The organism is Herbaspirillum sp. WTB6 (assembly GCF_057457785.1).
The window spans coordinates 115080-133682 of sequence record NZ_CP176522.1; the positions used below are offsets into that span (position 1 = coordinate 115080).

Sequence of the window (18603 nt, forward strand, 5' to 3'; positions counted from 1 at the left end):
GTTGGTTATGGAGTATGTTAAATAATCCTATATTTTGTGTGCGGAAATAAATATAACTATAGGGAGTATATGGAGACTGCAGGAATCGTGATGGATATTCGCGGGCTTGTGGCGGGCGCCGGCTGGTGCGCCGGCCAAGCCGGGCAACCCGGGCCGCTAAGGTGGCCGCCATGCTGAGCAATTTCATCGGCGTGCTGTTCGATGGCGTTGCCTACGGCAGCCTGCTGTTTTTGATCAGCGTCGGCCTCTCGGTCACGCTCGGCTTGATGAATTTCGTCAACCTCGCGCATGGCGCCTTCGCGATGCTGGGCGGCTACGTCTGCGTCGAGTTGATGAACCGCGCCGGCGTGCCGTTCCTGCTGACGCTACCGGCCGCCTTCATCGCCAGCGCCGCCGCCGGCTGGATCCTGGAGCGGCTCCTGTATCGCCGGCTGTATCAGGCCGATCCGCTCGACCAGGTACTGTTTTCAATCGGCCTGACCTTCATGGTGGTGGCCGCCGCTACCTACATCTGGGGCCCGACCCAGCAGCCGGTACGGCTGCCGGACTGGCTGCGCGGGCAGGTTAGCGTCCTCGGGCTGGAGGTTGGCGCCTACCGGGTATTTTTGATCGGCGTCGTGGTGGTGGTCACCGCCGCGCTCGGCTACCTGGTCGAGCGCACTCGCTTCGGCGCGCAAATCCGCGCCTCGGTCGACAACCAGCGCGCCGCTTCCGGCCTGGGAATCAACGTCGGCCGAGTATTTTCTCTGACCTTCGCGCTCGGCTCCGGCATGGCCGGGCTGGGCGGCGGGCTGGGCATCGACGTGCTCGGGCTGGACCCGACCTTTCCGATCAAGTACATGGTGTATTTCCTGATCGTGGTCGCGGTCGGCGGCGCCGGCACCATCCGCGGCCCGTTGTTCGCGGCGCTGCTGCTGGGCGTGTTCGACGTCGCCGGCAAATACTATGTGCCGGAACTCGGCGCCTTCGTCATCTATGGCTTGATGGTGGTGCTGCTGCTGTTGTATCCGCTGGGCCTGATCGCGAGGCGCGCATGAAACCGGTGCCATCCTTCCTGACCGCAAGACTGGCGCCGCCGCGCCTGCCGAACGACCGCTGGCAGCCAGCCGAAATCGCCTTCTGGCTGTTGCCCCTGGTGGCGTATTTCCTGTTCCCCGGTTATCTGGTGCTGGCGGCGCAGATGATGATCGTCGGCTTGTTCGCGCTGTCGCTCGATCTGATCCTCGGCTACGCCGGTATCGTTTCGCTGGGCCACGCGGCGTTCTTCGGGCTGGGTGCGTATACCGCCGGCTTGCTGGCGGTGCACGGCTGGGGCGAACCGCTGTCGGGCTTGCTGGCGGGCGCCGCGCTGGCCGCGCTGTTCGGCTATTGCACCAGTTTCCTGGTGGTGCGCGGGCACGACCTGACTCGGCTGATGGTGACGCTCGGCATCTGCCTGATGCTGTTCGAGGTCGCCAACAAGGCGGCCTTCATCACCGGCGGCGTCGATGGTCTGTCGGGCGTCGTCATGTGGAAGCTGCTCGGCGTGTTCGAGTTCGACCTGTACGGCAAGACCGCCTTCTGGTACAGCCTGGCCGTGTTGTTTCTGCTGTTCGTGACGCTGCGGCGGCTGGTGAATTCGCCGTTCGGCCTGTCGCTGATCGGCATTCGCGAAGGCGGGCGGCGCATGCCGGCGATCGGCGCCAACGTCAACCGCCGGCTGGTGGCGATCTATACCATCAGCGCCGGCGTGGCCGGGATTGCCGGCGCGCTGCTGGCGCAGACCACGCAGTTCGTCGGCATCGATGCGCTCAGCTTCAACCGCTCGGCCGAATTGCTGATCATCCTGGTGCTGGGCGGCACCGGCCGCCTGTACGGCGCGCTGGTCGGCGCGATCGTCTTCATGCTGGCGCAGGACCGTATTGCCGGCATCGATCCGACTTACTGGCAGTTCTGGATCGGCCTGTTGCTGGTGGTGATCGTGATGTTCGGGCGCGGCGGTATCCTCGGCGGCTGCGACAAGATTCGCGCACGGTTGCGACCGCGCGCCGCCAGCGGGGAGCGGCCATGAGCGCGCTCATGAACACCACGCTGCGCACCGAAGGCCTGTCCAAGCAGTGGGGCGCCTTCAAGGCCAACAGCGAAGTCTCGTTGTCGTTTGCGCCCGGCAGCCGGCATGCACTGATCGGGCCGAACGGCGCTGGCAAGACCACCTTCATCAACCTCCTGACGGGTGCGCTGGAGCCGAGCGCCGGCCGTGTGTTTTTCGGCGACGAGGACATCACCGGCCTGCCCCAGCACCAGCGGGTCAAGCGCGGCATGACCCGCACCTTCCAGATCAACACTCTGTTCGCCGGCCTGACGGTACTGGAATCGGTGCTGCTGGCGATCTTCGAGCGCGACGGCCGGCAGCGCGTCTGGCAGCGCACCGTGGCGCGGCAGGCGGCGGCGATCGAGGAGGCGCTGGCCTTGCTGGCGACGCTGAAACTGGCGGCGGATGCGAACACGGTGACGCGCAACCTGCCGTACGGCAAGCAGCGGCTGGTCGAGATCGCGCTGGCTCTGGCGACCAAGCCGAAGGTGCTGCTTCTGGACGAGCCGGCGGCCGGCATTCCGTCGGCCGAGAGCGCCGAACTGTTCGAGGTGATCGCGCAACTGCCGCGCGACGTGACGATCGTCTTCATCGAGCACGACATGGGGCTGGTGTTCCGCTTCGCCGAGCGCATCACGGTGCTGGTCGGTGGCCGCGTGCTGACCGAAGGCACGCCGGCCGAGATTGCCGCCGACAAGCGGGTCAAGGAAGTGTATCTGGGAGAGGCGCAGGATGACTGACGGTATCCACGGCGGCCGCGAACTGCTCGCGCTCGACAGCGTTTGCGCCGGCTATGGCGCGGCGGTGGCGCTTGAAGACATCACGTTTTCGATGCAGGAGGGCGACAGCATCGCGCTTTTGGGCCGCAACGGCGTCGGCAAGACCAGCCTGCTGCTGACCCTGATGGGACAGACCCAGTTGCATGGCGGCAGCATTCGCTGGCGCGGTGGCGATGTGGCGCGGATGCCGACCTGGCGCCGCGCCCACGCCGGCCTCGGCTGGGTCCCGCAGGAACGCTGCATGTTCCCGTCGCTGACGGTGGAAGAGCACCTGACGGTGGTGGCGCGCCCCGGCGCCTGGGACGTCGCCAAGGTGTACCAGTTGTTTCCGCGCCTGCAGGAGCGGCGCGCCAACATGGGCAATCAACTATCCGGCGGCGAGCAGCAGATGCTGGCGATCGGGCGCGCGCTGATGGTCAATCCCAGCTTGTTGCTGCTGGATGAGCCGATGGAAGGGCTGGCGCCGATCATCGTGCAGGAATTGCTGCGCGTGATCCGCACGCTGGTGGAGGAGTCCGGCATGTCGGTGATCGTGGTTGAGCAGCATGCGCGGCTGGCGCTGTCGTTGACGCAGCGCGCGATCGTGCTGGATCGCGGCCGCATCGTGCACGATTCCGACAGCGGCAGCCTGCTGCAGGATGCGGCGACCTTGAACCGGCTAGTGGCGGTGGCCTGAAGAGCTCTTCGGAGTGCGGCGCCGCGAAACGATGCCGCTTCGGGTAAGCTTCAGCTGCCCCGCAAAATCCGCGCCGTTACGCTGGTGCGCTTGCGTGAGCAGAAAACGCTCCAGCAGCTCCCAGGCGAGCGCGAGAGCGCGATCGTCGTGAAATATGAAAAATACCAATGAATCTGCCGCATGGAACCGATACCGCCTCTTCTGCAACGGCGCAGCAAGGAGTTTCCTCCAATCTGACCCAGGCCGCGAGCCGTCGCAACCGCATATTGCTGACGCTCGCGCTGTTCCTGGTCGGCGTTAACCTGCGCCCGGCATTATCCAGCGTCGCCGCCATCCTGGAAGCGATTCGTGCCGCCACCGGCATGTCGTCAGCCGCGGCCGGGGTACTGACCACCTTGCCGGTATTGTGCTTTGGCGTGTTTGCGCCGCTGGCGCCGCGCCTGACCTATCGCTTCACGCCGGAAAAGATCGTGCTGTATGGTTTGCTGGTGCTGGCTTTTGGTATCGGAGCCCGGATTTTTTTCGGCCTGCCCGGATTGTTTGCCGGTACCGTGCTGGTCGGCGGCAGTATCGGCGTCGTCATGGTGTTATTGCCAGGAATTATCAAGCGCGACTTTCCGCATCGGCTGGGCTGGATGACCGGCTTGTATACGATGGCCTTGTGCCTGGGCGCGGCGCTGGCGGCCGGCATGACGGTGCCGATCCAACATTTGGCGCAAGACGACTGGCGCTCCGCGCTGGCGTTCTGGGCCTTGCCGGCGCTGCTGGCGGCATGGGCCTGGTGGCCGCAATTGCGCCGCCCTGGGCAACACCGTCGCCACGCCGCGCAAGTGGTGCGCGGCCTGTATGCCAGCAAACTGGCCTGGCAGGTGACCTGCTTCATGGGCTTGCAATCAGCGCTGGCATATTGCGTATTCGGCTGGCTGCCGACGATTCTGATCGAACGCGGCATGACGCCTCTGGACGCCGGCTGGGTGCTGTCGCTGTCGATCGGCCTGCAATTGCTGACCGCGCTCGGCGGGCCGTGGATGGCCACCCTGGGCCGCGACCAGCGCGCCGCGATCGGGATCATGATGTGCATGGTCATCAGCGGCCTGTTGGGTTGCTTGTATGCGCCGCTGGCCGGCGTCTGGTGGTGGGCCGTGCTGCTGGGGCTGGGGCAGGGCGGCTCGTTCAGTATTGCGCTGACGCTGATCGTGCTGCGCGCGCCGAACCCGCAAGTGACGGCGGCGCTGTCCGGCATGGCGCAGGGTGTCGGCTATGCGCTGGCGGCCCTGGGGCCACTGGCGGTCGGTGTCCTGCATGACGCCAGCCATGGCTGGAACAGTTCAGCGCTGCTGTTTGTCGCGATTTTTGCCGGCGCACTGGTGGCCGGGCTCGGCGCCGGGCGCAATCTCCACGTCGAGGCACGGCTGGACGCGGCCGCATAACACGCCCGGCCTTGCCGCAAGCCAAGCAAAATCGTTACCGGACATCTGCCCGGAATCCGCCGTCCTCTAGAACAACTGGAGTATTTTCTGTAAACAACCATTTATAGGCGGAGTTAGACGGCTTATGCATGGAGTATGTGGTCCAGGATAGGGCGCCCGACGATTGGCGATCGGGAGACCAAAAAAAAGCTCCCGTGGCAAGCCTGCCGCGGGAGCTTTTTACCGCTGGCCTGAGCCGGCGCTGGATGCCTACTTGCCGGGGTCTTTCATGTCGGGAAACTTGTCGAACTCGACGTTGTACAGTTCGCCACCGACCTTTTCCACCTTGCGCACATACACGGTCTGCACCACGTCGCGGGTTTTCGGATCGATCGTGATCGGGCCGCGCGGGCTGTCGATCTTCATGCCTTTCAGCACCGCCATCGCCTTGTCGCCGTCGATCTGACCGTTCAGCTTCTTGCAGACCTCGTAAATCGCCGCCATGCCGTCATAGGCTGCGGCTGCCATGAAGTTCGGCCGACCGCCGTTCGGGTTGGCGTCGGCGAAGGCTTTCAGGAATTTGGCGTTTTGCGGTGACTTGTGGTCGGCCGAATAGTGGAAGGTGGTGATCACGCCCAGGATCGGCTCGCCCATCGAATTCAGCACATGGTCGTCGGTCAGGTCGCCGGTGGCGATCACCTTGATGCCGGCTTCGGCCAGGCCGCGCTCGCGGTACCCCTTCATGAAGGCGATGCCCTGTTCGCCGGCCGGCACGAACACGAATACCGCATCCGGCTTGGCATCCTTGATGCGCTGGATATAAGGTGCGAATTCCGGATTTTTCAGCGGTACCCGGATCGATTCGGTGACCTGGCCGCCGCCGCCGATGAAGTTGGTCTTGAAGGCGGTTTCGGCGTCGATGCCGGGGCCGTAATCGGCCACCAGCGTCACCGCTTTCTGGATGCCGTTCTTGACCGCCCAGGTACCCATCGGCGCCGATATTTGCGGCAGCGTCATCGAGACGCGCGCGATGTAATCCGATTTGGTGGTAATAATCGAGGTCGCGGCGTTCATGATGATCATCGGTTTCTTGGCCTGGGCGGAGATGGGCGCCACTGCCAGCGCTTCCGGCGTCAAGCCGAAGCCGGCCAGGAAATCCACCTTGTCGCGCACGATCAATTCTTGCGCCAGCCGCTTGGCGATTTCCGGCACCGGGCCGGTGGTGTCCTTCGCAATGATTTCGATTTTCTTGCCCGCTACCTTGTCGCCATGCAGCTTCATGTAGGCCTTGATGCCGGCATCCATCTGCTTGCCGTAATCGGCGAACGGCCCGGAGAAGGGCGCGATCAGGCCGACCTTGATGGTGTCTTCGGCGTGCGCGGCGAAGGCGGTCAGCGCCAGGGCCGCAACGGCTGTTATCGACTGTAGCGTTTTGCTGAACTTCATGGCTGTCTCCCGTGGTTGAAGCAATACGGCTGTATGCCGCTTGTTGGCGATATTTCCCGGTGGTTGCAAGTCCGGATGTCCTGTCTGCCGGCAAGTATAGCGACTTGCAATACATGACCGCCGAGCACGGCGAACCATTCTTGACAGTGTCCGGTGCACGCAATATTATCGCAGCGTATGTTCGGTTAGCAACTATATGTGCGATTAACGAACAAATAATGCAGGCAGTGGCGACCGGGCAAGGCCGTTATCTGCTTTTTCTTCGTATTTTTTCATGGTGAGGAGTAGCGGCATGCGAACACAGGTTGGCATCATTGGCGCAGGTCCGGCGGGCTTGCTGTTGTCGCATCTGCTGCATTTGCAGGGAATTGAATCGATCGTGATCGAACGCCATACGCGCGAATATGTGGAACAGCGGATTCGCGCCGGTGTGCTGGAGCAGGGCAGCGTCGATCTGCTGAACCAGGCCGGACTCGGCGAGCGCATGCAGGCGCAGGGACTGGTGCACGAGGGGATCGAACTGTTGTTCGGCGGGCGCCGCCATCGGATCGATTTCCGTGCCCTGACCGGCAAGGCGGTCACGGTCTACGGACAGCAGGAAGTGGTCAAGGACATCATCGCCGCCCGGCTGGATGCCGGCGGTCGGATCCTGTTTGAAGTCAGCGATGTCAGCCTGGATGATTTCGACGAACAGCAAGGCGCTGCCAAGATCCGCTTTCGCCACGGTGGAGAGACGGCCCAAATCGAATGCGATTACATTGCCGGCTGCGACGGTTTCCACGGCATTTCCCGGAGTTCGATCCCGGCCGGCGTGATCCGGCACTTCGAGCGCACCTACCCCTTTGCCTGGTTGGGTATCCTGGCCGAAGCGGCGCCAGCCGCCCACGAGTTGATCTATGCCCAGCACCAGCACGGCTTTGCGCTGTTTTCGATGCGCTCGCCGCAAATCACGCGGCTTTATCTGCAGTGCAAACCGGACGAAGACTTGGCGCAGTGGTCGGACGATCGCATCTGGAGCGAATTGCACACCCGGCTGGAAACCGCAGATGGCTGGAAGCTGAACGAGGGGCCGATCCTGCAAAAAGGGGTGACGCCGATGCGCAGCTTTGTCGCCGAGCCGATGCAGTACGGTAAATTGTTCCTGGCCGGGGACGCCGCCCACATCGTGCCGCCGACCGGCGCCAAGGGCATGAATGCGGCCATGGACGACGTCAAGGTGCTGGCCGCCGCGCTGACGGCGCGCTACCACGCGGGGCGCGACGATTTGCTGCAGGGCTATTCGGCCACCTGCCTGCGCCATATCTGGCGCAAGGAACATTTTTCCTGGTGGATGACGTCGATGCTGCATCGCCTGGATAACGAATCGGAATTCCAGTACCGGATGCAGCGCTCGGAACTGGATTACGTGGTCGGGTCGCGTGCCGCGTCTACCGTGCTGGCGGAAAACTACGTTGGCTTGGCGCTGCCGTAAACCTGCTTGCGGCGTTGCAGGCGAGCCGGTTCCCGGACCTGGTTCTCAATCAGTGCCATGAATTCGGCCGGCGCGACCGCCTTGCTGAAGTAAAACCCCTGGAACATGTCGCAGCCGAATTGGCGCAAGGTCTGCAACTGGATTCCGGTTTCCACACCTTCCGCCGTCACGTCCAGATCCAGGCTGTGCGCCATGGCAATGATCGCTTGCACGATCGCGGAATCGTTAGGGCCGTGCGGGATGTCGTTGATGAAGGACTTGTCGATCTTGACGCTGTTGACCGGGAAGCGCTTCAGATAGGCCAGCGAGGAATAACCGGTGCCGAAGTCGTCGATTGACAACGTGCAGCCGAGGTCGCGGATACCGTCCATCAGCCGGATCGCCTGTTCGCGGTTGAACATGACCATGCTTTCGGTAATTTCGAATTCCAGGCTGGATGGAGAAACTTGCCATGCTGCGACGGTTTTGCTGACTTGCTGCAGCAAATCGGCCTGGCTGAACTGGGCTGCCGAGAGGTTGATCGCCACCCGTCCAAACGCCCGCCCGTTGCGCTCGAAATCCGCTATGTCGCGGCAGGCAATATCCAGCACCAGCATGCCAAGCGCGCCGATCAGGCCGGCTTCCTCGGCCAGCGCGATGAATTCTCCCGGCAACAGCAGGCCGCGTTCCGGATGTTGCCAGCGCACCAGCGCTTCGGCGCCAACGATGCGGTCGCTCTTGACGTCCACTTTTGGCTGGTAATGGACAACAAACTCGCGCTGCTCGATGGCGCGGCGCAGCCGCGCTTCCAGCCTCGCGCGCTCGATGCTGTGGGTATTCATCTCCGCCGAATAGAACTGGTAGTTGTTCTTGCCGGTGGTTTTGGCTCGATACATGGCGATGTCGGCATTCTTCAGCAACGCCTGCGCATCCAGACCGTCATCCGGATAGGTGGCGATGCCGATGCTGACGCTTAACTGGTATTCGTTGCCGTTGATTTCGAACGGTGCCGCCGCTTCCGTCAGCAGGCGCTGGGCGATTTCACCCAGCTTGTGCGGATCGTGGTAATCCTCGACCAGGGCCAGGAACTCATCGCCGCCGACACGCGCGATCGTGTCCTGTTCGCGCAGCGACTGCTGCATGCGTGCCGCGCTGGCGCGCAGCACGTAGTCGCCAGCTTCATGGCCGAAGGTATCATTGATGTTCTTGAAACGATCCAGATCGAGAAACAGGACCGCAATCTGGTTGTGCTGGCGTTCGGCATGCGCCAGCGCCTTGTCCAGATGCTGGATGAACAGGAAGCGGTTTGGCAGGCCGGTCAGTTCATCGTAATGCGCCAGATGGAGGATCCGCTCTTCCGCTTTACGGCTTTCAATCGCGATTCCCGCCAGATCGGTGCTGATCCCGACCAGCTGCATGTCGTCGGCGTCGGGTGTCCTGCGCTCGCTGAAAAGCATGGTGAACGCGCCCAGGATCTGGCCGCGTTTGCCCATGATCGGCCACGATCCGGAGGAGGCAAAATCGAGCGGACCGGTCCATGCCTGCAGCCCGATCCTGGACGGATGGCCCTGAAAATCCTCGATGATTACCGGGTAGCGGCTTAATACCGTCTCGCTGCAGCAGCCATTGCCGATGACTACCGGCATACCGCTGACCGCGTCTGCCTCCTGCATGATCGATGGCCCAATGGCATACGAAAAATGGGTGTGCGCATCATCCAGCAGCAGAATCGCGCAACAGGCGTGCGGTGCATGCTGCTGCACAAACAGCACGATTTCGGTCAGGATCGCGTTCAGATCGTCGCCGGCGGCAATCATGTGCAGTATCTGGTTTTGGCCACTTTGCAAGGCCTGCGCGCGCTTGCGGATGCTGATGTCGTGAAACACCGCCAGCACCAGGCTTTCATTGTTGATTTCCGCACGGCTGAGCGTCACGTCGCTTGGAAATAGCTTGCCGTGGCGCCACGTGCTCCACTCAAAATGCTGCGGTTCGCCGCGCAACGCAGCGTCGATACGCGCTTGTCGGCTATGCGGCGTCGATGCCATGCGAGGTTGCTCCGCGGGAGAAAAATCGCCGATCTTGCGGCCAACGATCTGCTGCTTGTCGGTGACGCCGAACATCGCTACCGCAGCCTGATTGCAGTCGACATAAACGTTGTCCCGGTTCCACAGCAGGATCGCGTCGTTGACGCCTTCGAACAGGGTTTCATAGCGGTTTTCGCTTGCGCTCAAGTGCGCCGATGATCGCTGCAGGCGGCGTACCTGGATCGCCAGCAGGGCTGCCAGCGCCAGTATGAAGCCGATCGCCACCCCGGCAAACAGGAGGCGGTCGCGCGTGCGTTGCTCCCATGGTGCCAGCACCGCCCCCATGTCGCGCGCATATACTGCGGTGACCGGAAAATCCGCCAGCTTGCGCCAGACGAACAGGTGAGGGCGCTGCTCGAGTAGCGGTGCCGCTCCCTCCAGCGAGCCTTCGATATTGCCGTCGCTGATCCCTTGCACCGCCGGGAAGGAGGAAATGTCCATTCCCATGTAACGCTCATCGAACGGCGAGCGCACTAGGATGAAACCGTCATTGGCGTACAACGAGACCATGGCGCCATTGTTCCTGGCTACCCGCTGGTAAAACTCCTCGAAATACGATATGCGGATATACGCGCCGATGATCCCGATCCGCTTTCCTTTGAGATCGAACAAATTGCGCGCAATCGGCACGATCCACTGGTCATCATAGCGGCTCCTGATCGGCTGTCCGATCCTGCTTTCCGTCCGTTCCGGGTGCGCGGCCAGGAACCGGATGTATTGCCGGTCGCTGAGGTCGATTGGCCCGATTTGCTGCGCAAACGAGGTAGTGCGGCTGATACCGTTCAGGTCTATATAGCGGATCGATTGCAGATAGGCGGTATTCTGCTGTTCGCGCACCAGAATTCGCCGCAGTTTTTCCTCGTCAGCAAGGATATCTTCGCCGCTGCCGTGTAGCGTTTTGATGGTGGCGTCGATTGCGCGATCGGCGCCGTGCAGGATCTGACCGGCGTGTTCTTCTAGGCCGCGTACCGCGACCAGCGCGTTGGCTCGCTCCGAATCGAGCAACAAGCGCCGATCCTGGGCGCTGGCCCACCAAAGCTGGGCGATGATGACAGCGGTAATCAGCGCAACAAAGAACAGCAACGCCGGCAGGGCGCGCGCGGGGCGGGTTTTCAGATTGCTTGCCGGCATGCGGGAGTCCGTTCCATCGATATCCTCGTCGTGTTGACAGGCAGAAAACTGCAGAAACCGGAATTGACCGGCATGCTTGGCGGAAAACGAGGCTTGCGCCGTTAACGGCAAAAAATCCCGGTTCTAAAGCAATTTTTCTGTTTGCCGTATATAAATTCGACGCGACATCGTGGGTCACGGCAGGTCAGCCGGATCATATTGCAGTGATTGAAGATTGGAAGGTACGGATGGCGGGGCGCTTGCCTGTATGCATGCAAAAAACGGCGGGTGGCGCGACCGCTGTTACCTTGCTGATTATTTTGACTTTTACGAATATAGTCAGTATATAATGGTGAAATCGTTGAGATTCGAGTTAGTGGTGCGCAGTATCAGTCTGTCATTCCTTCTTGGTTCAAACGATCTCACGGGCATCTGCCCAACTTAACTGAAATAGGAATTGTAATGGCAACTGGTATCGTAAAATGGTTCAATGACGCAAAAGGTTTTGGCTTCATCACCCCTGATGAAGGCGGCGAAGACCTCTTCGCGCACTTCTCGGCTATCCAGAGCAGCGGTTTCAAATCGCTCCAGGAAAATCAACGCGTTTCCTTTGAAGTGACTGCCGGCCCGAAAGGCAAGCAAGCTTCGAACATTCAGCCGCTGTAAGCTACGCGCTGTAAGCCGAATACGCAAAAAATCCCCGGTTCGCCGGGGATTTTTTTTGCTCTGTGAATCGTCCGGCTTGGCGATTCACCCGCGGCGTCCGGTGATCAGGCAGGCCGCCAGTAGTCCGGCCTGGCATAGGCGCGCCGCAGGAAATCGACGAAAGCGCGAATTCGCAGCGGCAGGTGGCGGCGCTGGGCGAAGACCGCATAAATGTCGTTGCCCGGCGCGGCAAACTCATCCAGTACCGTTACCAGTTGGCCGGATTCAATGGCGGCGCCAACTTCCCACATCGAGCGCCACGCCAGCCCCTTGCCGGCCAGTGCCCAGTCATGCAGCACCGCGCCGTCGTTGCACTCCATGTTGCCGCTGACCTTCAGGGTCACGTTCTTGCCGTTCTGACGGAAGGTCCAGCCGCGTTGGCTGCCATCGCTGCTCATTGCCAGGCAATTGTGCCGCGCCAGGTCGTCCAGCGCGGCGGGGACGCCATGCCGGGCCAGATAGTCGGGGGCCGCCACTAGCACGCGCTTGTTGGCTGCCAGCTTGACGCCGATCATGGTGGAGTCCGAGAGTGGCGCAATGCGGATCGCGACGTCGATCCCTTCACCCAGCAAGTCGACCACGCGGTCGTTCAAATTCAGGTTGAGCGTGACGTTGCGGTGTTCAGCCAGGAATGAGGGGAGCAGCGGCGCCACATGCTGGCGACCGAAGCCGGCCGGCGCTGAAATCGACAGATGACCGCTGGCGTTGATGCTGCGTTCGGACACCGCCGCTTCGGCGTTTTCCAGTTCGGCCAGGATACGCTGGCAATCTTCCAGAAACGCCGCACCTTCGTTGGTCAGCACGATCTTGCGTGTGGTGCGCTGCAGCAGCTTGACGCCCAGGCGCGCCTCCAGCGCATCCAGGCGGCGCCCGATCACTGCTGGCGCGATCCCCTCGCTGCGGGCGGCAGCCGACAGGCTACCCCTGGCGGCCACTTCGACAAAGGTTGCGAGCTGCTTGAATTGGCTCATACAACTTTATTTATGACTAAAAAGCAAAAATGAAATTATAAATGGTTTGGTCTATGCGTTTTTAGATTAAATATACTGTACTGTACAGCATGTCATTCCGATTATTTCCATGACGCGTGTGTCATGTTGACCCAAGACAGGCTCCGATGACCATCCAAGCAGTTGTGTTTGACGCCTACGGCACCTTGTTCGACGTCTATGCGATCACCGCGCTGGCTGAAAAGCTGTATCCGAACAAAGGAACGGCGCTGTCCGCGTTGTGGCGCGACAAGCAGATCGAATACACGAAGCTGCGCACCATGTGCTCGATGTACAAGCCATTCTGGGAAGTGACCCAGGAAGCGCTGATCTTTTCCTGCGAGCGGCTTGGGTTGGATCTGACGGTCGACGCCCATAACGCGTTGATGGGACAGTACGCGAAACTGCCCGCCTTTCCGGAAAATCTTGAGGCGCTACGCGAAATAAGGAGCCTCGGCTTGAAAACCGCCATCCTGTCCAACGGCAATCCGCAAATGCTGGATGAGGCGGTACGGGCGGCCGGAATGGAGGGCCTGTTCAACCACGTCCTGTCGGTTGACGCGGTGAAGAAATTCAAGACCGCGCCGGAAGCCTACCAATTGGGCCCTGACGTGCTCGGCTTGTCGGCGCGCCATATCCTGTTCGTCTCCGGTAACGGCTGGGATATTTGCGGCGCCGCCTGGTTTGGCTACACCACTTTCTGGGTCAATCGCAATCAGTTGCCGTTCGAACAGCTCGGCGTGACGCCGGACGGCACGGGCGGCGACATGACCAGCCTGTTGCCGTTCCTGCGCACGACGCTGGCGGAGGCGCTATGAGCGGATGGCAGATAGCCATGGTGGCGGCCGCCGCCTTCCTCGCCGGCGCGATGAACTCGGTAGCCGGCGGCGGCACCTTCTTTTCGTTTCCGGCGCTGCTGGTGGCCGGCGTGCCGCCGGTGATCGCGAATGCCAGCAATTCGGTCGCGCTGTGGCCGGCCAGCCTGTCCGGCGCTTGGGCTTACCGCAAGGAGCTGGCGCGCTACAAGCGCTATCTGATCCCGATGGGCATCGTTTCACTGCTGGGCGGCGTCGGCGGCGGCCTGCTGTTGCTGACCACCAAGGACGCGACCTTTTCCAAGCTGATCCCCTGGCTGCTGCTGTTCGCGACCCTGCTGTTCGCGTTTTCCGGCCGCATCTCGCAGATTCTGCGCGGCGCGCACGCCGGCAAGCCGCAGAACACGCCGGGCGCGCTGGCGGGCCATGCGGTGGTATCGGTCTATGGCGGCTTCTTCGGCGCCGGCATGGGCATCCTGATGCTGGCCAGCCTGGCGATGGCCGGGCATGACGACGTCCACGAAATCAACGCCATCAAAAACCTGTTGTCGGCCGTAATCTACAGCGTGACGGTGACCACCTTCGTGATCGCCGGCGCAGTCGATTGGCCTTACACCCTGATCATGCTTGCCACGGCCACCCTGGGCGGCTACTGGGGCGCCACAGTAGCGCGCAAGATCCCCGCGCTCTGGCTGCGCCGCTTCATCATCGCGGTCGGCATTGTCCTCACCGCATTCTATTTTTACAAGACGCTGTAATCGTTTTTCATTTTTACCGGAGCTCAGACATGACTGCACGCACGACCTGCCACGGACTTCAAGTCGCCACCAACCTCTATCGTTTCGTCGAGGACAAGGTCCTGCCGGGCACCGGCATCGACAGCGCCACCTTCTGGAAGGGCTTCGACGCCATCGTGCGCGAACTGGCGCCGAAGAACGCCGCGCTCTTGGCTGAGCGCGACCGCCTGCAGCAGGAACTGGACCAGTGGCACCAGGCAAATCCCGGTCCGGTACGCGACAAGGCGGCCTACCGCGCCTTCCTGCAATCGATCGGCTACCTGGTGCCGCAGCCGGAAGAAGTGGCGGTCATCACCCGAAACGTCGACGCCGAACTGGCGCTGCAGGCCGGCCCGCAACTGGTGGTGCCGATCCTGAATGCACGCTATGCGCTGAACGCCGCCAATGCGCGTTGGGGCTCGCTGTACGACGCGCTGTACGGTACCGACGCGATTCCCGAAACCGACGGCGCCGCCCGCGTCGGCCCTGGCGGCGCCAGCTACAACCCGGTGCGCGGCGAGAAGGTGATCGCCTTCGGCCGCGGCTTCCTTGACCAGGCCGCGCCGCTGGCCCAGGGCTCGCACCGCGATGCGGCCGCCTACACTGTAGATGGTGGCAAGCTGCTGGTGCAGTTGAAGGACGGCCGCGCCACCGGCCTGGCCGACTCGAACAAATTCGTTGGTTATCAGGGCCAGGCCGGGGCGCCGTCCTCGGTGCTGTTGAAGAACAACGGCCTGCACATCGACGTCCGCATCGACCGCAACACGCCGATTGGCAAGAGCGATGCGGCCGGCGTGGCCGACCTGGTGATCGAGGCGGCGCTGTCGACCATCCTCGATCTGGAAGACTCGATCGCGGCGGTGGATGCCGATGACAAGGTGCTGGCCTATGCGAACTGGCTCGGCATCCTGCAAGGCACGCTGACCGAAAGCGTGACCAAGGGCGGCAAGACCTTCGAGCGCACCCTGAATCGTGATCGCCAGTACACCGCCGGCGTCGGCGCCACCGACGCCAGCGATGGCGTGGTGGCGCTGCATGGTCGCTCGCTCTTGTTCCTGCGCAACGTCGGCCACCTGATGACCAACCCGGCGGTACTCTACGACGGCGGCAAGGAAATCCCGGAAGGGATCCTGGACGCGGTGGTGACGACCGCGATTGCGCTGCGCGATCTGAACCGCAACAGCCCGGAATTTCGCAACTCGCGCACTGGCTCGGTCTACATCGTCAAGCCGAAGATGCACGGCCCGGCCGAAGTGGCGTTCGCCAGTGAACTGTTCGGCCGCGTGGAAGCGCTGCTCGGGCTGCCGGCCAACACCGTCAAGCTCGGCATCATGGACGAAGAGCGCCGCACCAGCGTGAATCTCAAGGCCTGCATCAAGGAAGCGGCGGCGCGCGTGGCCTTCATCAACACCGGCTTCCTCGACCGCACCGGCGACGAGATGCACACCGACATGCACGCCGGCCCGATGGTGCGCAAAGGCGAGATGAAGACCAGTACCTGGCTTTCGTCCTATGAGCGCAGCAACGTGCTGGTCGGCCTATCGTGCGGCTTGCGCGGCCGCGCCCAGATCGGCAAGGGCATGTGGGCGATGCCCGACCTGATGGCGGCGATGCTGGAGCAGAAGATCGCCCATCCGAAGGCTGGCGCCAACACCGCCTGGGTGCCGTCGCCAACCGCCGCCACCTTGCATGCGCTGCACTACCACCAGGTCAACGTCGACCAGGTGCAGCAGGAACTGGAAAAATCCGCCACCAATGCCGAGATCGAGCGCCTGCTCGACGGCTTGCTGGAAGTTCCGGTGGCGGCTGATCCGAAGTGGAGCGCGGCCGAAATCCAGCAGGAACTCGACAACAATGCGCAAGGGATCCTCGGTTACGTGGTGCGCTGGGTCGATCAGGGCGTGGGCTGCTCGAAGGTGCCCGACATCCACAACGTCGGCCTGATGGAAGACCGCGCAACGCTGCGCATCTCCAGCCAGCACATCGCCAACTGGCTGCTGCACGGCATCGTCACCGAAGCGCAGGTGCTGGAAACCCTGCAGCGCATGGCCAAGGTGGTGGACGGCCAGAACGCTGGTGATCCGTCCTACCGGCCGATGGCGCCGAATTTCGACGCGTCGGCAGCGTTTTGTGCCGCGCGCGACCTGGTGCTGAAGGGGCTGGAGCAGCCAAGCGGCTACACCGAGCCGCTGCTGCACGCATGGCGGCAGAGGGTGAAGGCGGGCACTGCGCAGTAAACGCATAGCGTTTCCTGGTCGTGCAGCCGGCGGCGCCATGGGCGCCGGCCGCGCGATTACGTCCGAGGCGATCCGCGCTTCCAGGCCAGCGATGACGGCCCGGCCGTGCCATTTCCGGCTGCCGGGCCGGTTCCGTTACAGCGTCCGCACGTAGCTGCGGATTCCGGTCAGTAACATTTCGACTGCCATCGCGGTCAGGATCAATCCCATCAGACGCTCGAACGCCGACACCACGCGCGTGCCGAGCACTTGCTGCATGCGCTCGGCGCCCAGCAGCACCAACAGCGAAACCAGCGCCACCAGCGCCAGAGCGGCCACATGGACCAGCATTTCGCTGCGAGTGCCGGAAGAAAACAGCAGCACGGTGGCCAGCGCCGACGGTCCGGCCAGCGCCGGAATCGCCAGCGGCACGATAAATGGCTCCTGCGTCGATTCGACGTCGCCCATGAGTCCGCCGGCCTGCGGAAACACCATGCGCAGCGCGATCAGGAACAGGATTACGCCGCCGCCGATGCGCAACGCCACCTCCGACAACTGCAGCGCCGACAGGAAATGGCGGCCGAAAAACATGAACAGCAGCAGAAGCAGGAAGGCGATCGCGCACTCGCGGGCCACGACCCGCCAGCGCCGTTCCGGCGGCACCTTGGCCATGGCGGCGACGAACAGCGGCACGTTGCCGAACGGATCGGTTACCAGCAGCAGCAAGATAAAGGATTGAAAGAAACTTTGGCTCATGGGCAGGTTTCTGAATTGGCAATCGAGACTGCCCGGTCATGTTGTGGTGCTTGGCCGGATTTGACACCACGCATGCCGAAATGGACGAAGGGACCCGGTGTCGGTGTTGCTGTCCTGACCGGTTTGCTCGCACCAGCCAGCTTCCAAAAGTAAGGCAGAGTATGTTAGAAATTCTGTATTTTTACGGCGAAAATCGGCAGTATATGTTGGGAGTATGTAAAAATTTGCAGGCGCACCCAGAATCATCCTACACGCGCAGTCACGCCTCCCTGACTCAGGCAAATTCCGCCGGTTGGTGCGGTATCACCAGCCGGTTCTTGCAGGTCGGGTAACCTGAACAGCGCCATATCGACTGGCCGTTACTATTGTGATGCAGGTTCATTTTTTTGCCGCAAACATTACAGGTCGGTGTGCGGTAGTCGCCTTCAGTGATCTGGTCCAGCAGCAATTGCTGCTGTTGCTCAGGCAACGCACGAATCTGCGCCAGCAAGCCTTTGTCGTCCAGTAGATGCAGGCCGATGTCGGCGGCAAACTTGATCGCGTCATTGGCGTAAGCGGTGTTGGTCAGGTAGCCACCGCGCGCGACCCGGTTTTCCGCCATCAGGTCATACAGGGTCCGGACCCGATGGATGCCGACTTGGCGCGCATGCCAGCTCTTGCAATACATGATCGCCTGGCAATCGTTGCTCCCGGGCCGATACAGGTGTAGTTCGAGGCCGCGATCGGCGCCGCGCCCATGCACGCGTACCTCGAAGCCGAGCGCCTGGAAAAATCCCGAACACAGCAATTCGAAGCGTTGCCATTCCAGTTCCCGTAGCAGAGACAACGTCCACTGTGAGGGCCGGCGTTGCGACGGCGGCACAATCGGTGTTGCCGTACAGGCACTGGCCATATGTTCCGGCCGCTCGGCCCGGCTAAGCACATCGTGGTGGGTGTCGAGCCAGCGGCTGTCGGGGTTCGGAGCGCGCCAGAGCGTCGAGTCGGCAGGCGCCGTGCCGGGGATGGTGGTGCGCGGCCGGCGTCGTTGCCGACTGCGGTCATCCTTGGTCGACGTCAACAACAGCAGCAGCCAGGCGCCGACCAGCGGCAGCGACAGGAGAAACAGCCAGTTCGCGACCCGGTTCAGGCTCGCTGCCGGTAGCTCCGCCCATTCGGCGCTGGCGCCGATATGCAGTAACAGGTACGCCAGCCCGAGCCCGATCATTGCGCGGTTGACGCCAGCCGACAAAGTGCTCCGCCGTGAACGCATCATCGTACCTGCCTTCCACGTGACTGGTCTGGGCCGCGCTGACATACTGGGTTCGGATGTTGTCGCTGTTGG

General features: G+C 62.3%; 15 protein-coding genes. 10 read left to right on the top strand and 5 right to left on the bottom strand.

Annotation, left to right across the window (positions count from 1 at the left end):
• Window positions 1-170: 170 nt before the first annotated feature.
• The 5 genes from ACK2VC_RS00535 (at window position 171) to ACK2VC_RS00555 (ending at window position 4956) form a co-directional block, all read left to right on the top strand.
• Window positions 171-1037, top strand: a complete 867-nt coding sequence (locus tag ACK2VC_RS00535) for a branched-chain amino acid ABC transporter permease (RefSeq protein WP_486731657.1) — start codon at window positions 171-173, stop codon at window positions 1035-1037.
• Window positions 1034-2050 carry a branched-chain amino acid ABC transporter permease gene (locus tag ACK2VC_RS00540; protein ID WP_486731658.1) on the top strand — a complete coding sequence of 339 codons (1017 nt, stop codon included), beginning with the start codon at window positions 1034-1036 and terminating at the stop codon, window positions 2048-2050. The genes ACK2VC_RS00535 and ACK2VC_RS00540 overlap by 4 nt, the downstream gene beginning before the upstream one ends.
• 8 nt (window positions 2051-2058) lie before the next feature.
• Window positions 2059-2811 carry an ABC transporter ATP-binding protein gene (locus tag ACK2VC_RS00545; protein ID WP_486733278.1) on the top strand — a complete coding sequence of 251 codons (753 nt, stop codon included), beginning with the start codon at window positions 2059-2061 and terminating at the stop codon, window positions 2809-2811.
• Window positions 2804-3526 carry an ABC transporter ATP-binding protein gene (locus ACK2VC_RS00550; RefSeq protein ID WP_486731659.1) on the top strand — a complete coding sequence of 241 codons (723 nt, stop codon included), beginning with the start codon at window positions 2804-2806 and terminating at the stop codon, window positions 3524-3526. The genes ACK2VC_RS00545 and ACK2VC_RS00550 overlap by 8 nt, the downstream gene beginning before the upstream one ends.
• Before the next feature lie 167 nt (window positions 3527-3693).
• Window positions 3694-4956, top strand: coding sequence for a CynX/NimT family MFS transporter (locus ACK2VC_RS00555; RefSeq protein ID WP_486731660.1), 1263 nt, complete (start codon window positions 3694-3696; stop codon window positions 4954-4956).
• A 249-nt stretch (window positions 4957-5205) separates the two neighbouring features.
• On the opposite strand, the gene ACK2VC_RS00560 is transcribed toward ACK2VC_RS00555, so the two are convergent.
• Window positions 5206-6381 carry an ABC transporter substrate-binding protein gene (locus ACK2VC_RS00560; protein WP_486731661.1) on the bottom strand — a complete coding sequence of 392 codons (1176 nt, stop codon included), beginning with the start codon at window positions 6379-6381 and terminating at the stop codon, window positions 5206-5208.
• A 292-nt stretch (window positions 6382-6673) separates the two neighbouring features.
• Between ACK2VC_RS00560 and pobA the strand changes: the two genes are divergently transcribed.
• Window positions 6674-7852: a 4-hydroxybenzoate 3-monooxygenase gene (gene pobA / locus ACK2VC_RS00565; RefSeq protein WP_486731662.1), complete on the top strand. Its 1179-nt coding sequence runs from the start codon at window positions 6674-6676 to the stop codon at window positions 7850-7852.
• On the opposite strand, the gene ACK2VC_RS00570 is transcribed toward pobA, so the two are convergent.
• Window positions 7828-11046 (bottom strand): bifunctional diguanylate cyclase/phosphodiesterase, encoded by a 3219-nt coding sequence (locus tag ACK2VC_RS00570; RefSeq protein ID WP_486731663.1) that lies wholly within the window; start codon window positions 11044-11046, stop codon window positions 7828-7830. The genes pobA and ACK2VC_RS00570 overlap by 25 nt on opposite strands.
• Window positions 11047-11487: 441 nt before the next feature.
• On the opposite strand from ACK2VC_RS00570, the gene ACK2VC_RS00575 reads away from it, so the two are divergent.
• Complete coding sequence (locus tag ACK2VC_RS00575) at window positions 11488-11691, top strand: cold-shock protein (protein WP_486731664.1); 204 nt, start codon at window positions 11488-11490, stop codon at window positions 11689-11691.
• 104 nt (window positions 11692-11795) lie between these two features.
• On the opposite strand, the gene ACK2VC_RS00580 is transcribed toward ACK2VC_RS00575, so the two are convergent.
• Complete coding sequence (locus ACK2VC_RS00580; protein WP_486731665.1) at window positions 11796-12701, bottom strand: LysR family transcriptional regulator; 906 nt, start codon at window positions 12699-12701, stop codon at window positions 11796-11798.
• A gap of 146 nt (window positions 12702-12847) precedes the next feature.
• Here ACK2VC_RS00580 and ACK2VC_RS00585 point away from each other — a divergent pair, with 146 nt between their 5' ends.
• From ACK2VC_RS00585 to ACK2VC_RS00595, 3 genes are read left to right on the top strand one after another with little or no spacing between them, the layout of a single operon-like run.
• Window positions 12848-13537 carry a haloacid dehalogenase type II gene (locus ACK2VC_RS00585; RefSeq protein WP_486731666.1) on the top strand — a complete coding sequence of 230 codons (690 nt, stop codon included), beginning with the start codon at window positions 12848-12850 and terminating at the stop codon, window positions 13535-13537.
• Window positions 13534-14292 carry a sulfite exporter TauE/SafE family protein gene (locus ACK2VC_RS00590; protein ID WP_486731667.1) on the top strand — a complete coding sequence of 253 codons (759 nt, stop codon included), beginning with the start codon at window positions 13534-13536 and terminating at the stop codon, window positions 14290-14292. Before ACK2VC_RS00585 ends, ACK2VC_RS00590 begins: the two co-directional genes overlap by 4 nt.
• 29 nt (window positions 14293-14321) lie before the next feature.
• Entirely contained in the window at window positions 14322-16547 is a 2226-nt protein-coding gene (locus ACK2VC_RS00595) for a malate synthase G (protein WP_486731668.1), read from the top strand.
• Window positions 16548-16682: 135 nt separating this feature from the next.
• Here ACK2VC_RS00595 and ACK2VC_RS00600 read toward each other — a convergent pair whose 3' ends face one another.
• Complete coding sequence (locus ACK2VC_RS00600) at window positions 16683-17282, bottom strand: MarC family protein (protein WP_486731669.1); 600 nt, start codon at window positions 17280-17282, stop codon at window positions 16683-16685.
• A gap of 274 nt (window positions 17283-17556) precedes the next feature.
• Window positions 17557-18534, bottom strand: a complete 978-nt coding sequence (locus tag ACK2VC_RS00605) for a restriction endonuclease (RefSeq protein WP_486731670.1) — start codon at window positions 18532-18534, stop codon at window positions 17557-17559.
• Window positions 18535-18603: the final 69 nt, after the last annotated feature.

Excerpts from the sequence above, each read along its gene's own strand:
- ACK2VC_RS00535 (WP_486731657.1), top strand. The coding sequence starts at position 171 with ATGCTGAGCAATTTCATCGGCGTGCTGTTCGATGGCGTTGCCTACGGC.
- ACK2VC_RS00540 (WP_486731658.1), top strand. The coding sequence starts at position 1,034 with ATGAAACCGGTGCCATCCTTCCTGACCGCAAGACTGGCGCCGCCGCGC.
- ACK2VC_RS00545 (WP_486733278.1), top strand. The coding sequence starts at position 2,059 with ATGAACACCACGCTGCGCACCGAAGGCCTGTCCAAGCAGTGGGGCGCC.
- ACK2VC_RS00550 (WP_486731659.1), top strand. The coding sequence starts at position 2,804 with ATGACTGACGGTATCCACGGCGGCCGCGAACTGCTCGCGCTCGACAGC.
- ACK2VC_RS00555 (WP_486731660.1), top strand. The coding sequence starts at position 3,694 with ATGAATCTGCCGCATGGAACCGATACCGCCTCTTCTGCAACGGCGCAG.
- ACK2VC_RS00560 (WP_486731661.1), bottom strand. The coding sequence starts at position 6,381 with ATGAAGTTCAGCAAAACGCTACAGTCGATAACAGCCGTTGCGGCCCTG.
- pobA (WP_486731662.1), top strand. The coding sequence starts at position 6,674 with ATGCGAACACAGGTTGGCATCATTGGCGCAGGTCCGGCGGGCTTGCTG.
- ACK2VC_RS00570 (WP_486731663.1), bottom strand. The coding sequence starts at position 11,046 with ATGCCGGCAAGCAATCTGAAAACCCGCCCCGCGCGCGCCCTGCCGGCG.
- ACK2VC_RS00575 (WP_486731664.1), top strand. The coding sequence starts at position 11,488 with ATGGCAACTGGTATCGTAAAATGGTTCAATGACGCAAAAGGTTTTGGC.
- ACK2VC_RS00580 (WP_486731665.1), bottom strand. The coding sequence starts at position 12,701 with ATGAGCCAATTCAAGCAGCTCGCAACCTTTGTCGAAGTGGCCGCCAGG.
- ACK2VC_RS00585 (WP_486731666.1), top strand. The coding sequence starts at position 12,848 with ATGACCATCCAAGCAGTTGTGTTTGACGCCTACGGCACCTTGTTCGAC.
- ACK2VC_RS00590 (WP_486731667.1), top strand. The coding sequence starts at position 13,534 with ATGAGCGGATGGCAGATAGCCATGGTGGCGGCCGCCGCCTTCCTCGCC.
- ACK2VC_RS00595 (WP_486731668.1), top strand. The coding sequence starts at position 14,322 with ATGACTGCACGCACGACCTGCCACGGACTTCAAGTCGCCACCAACCTC.
- ACK2VC_RS00600 (WP_486731669.1), bottom strand. The coding sequence starts at position 17,282 with ATGAGCCAAAGTTTCTTTCAATCCTTTATCTTGCTGCTGCTGGTAACC.
- ACK2VC_RS00605 (WP_486731670.1), bottom strand. The coding sequence starts at position 18,534 with ATGATGCGTTCACGGCGGAGCACTTTGTCGGCTGGCGTCAACCGCGCA.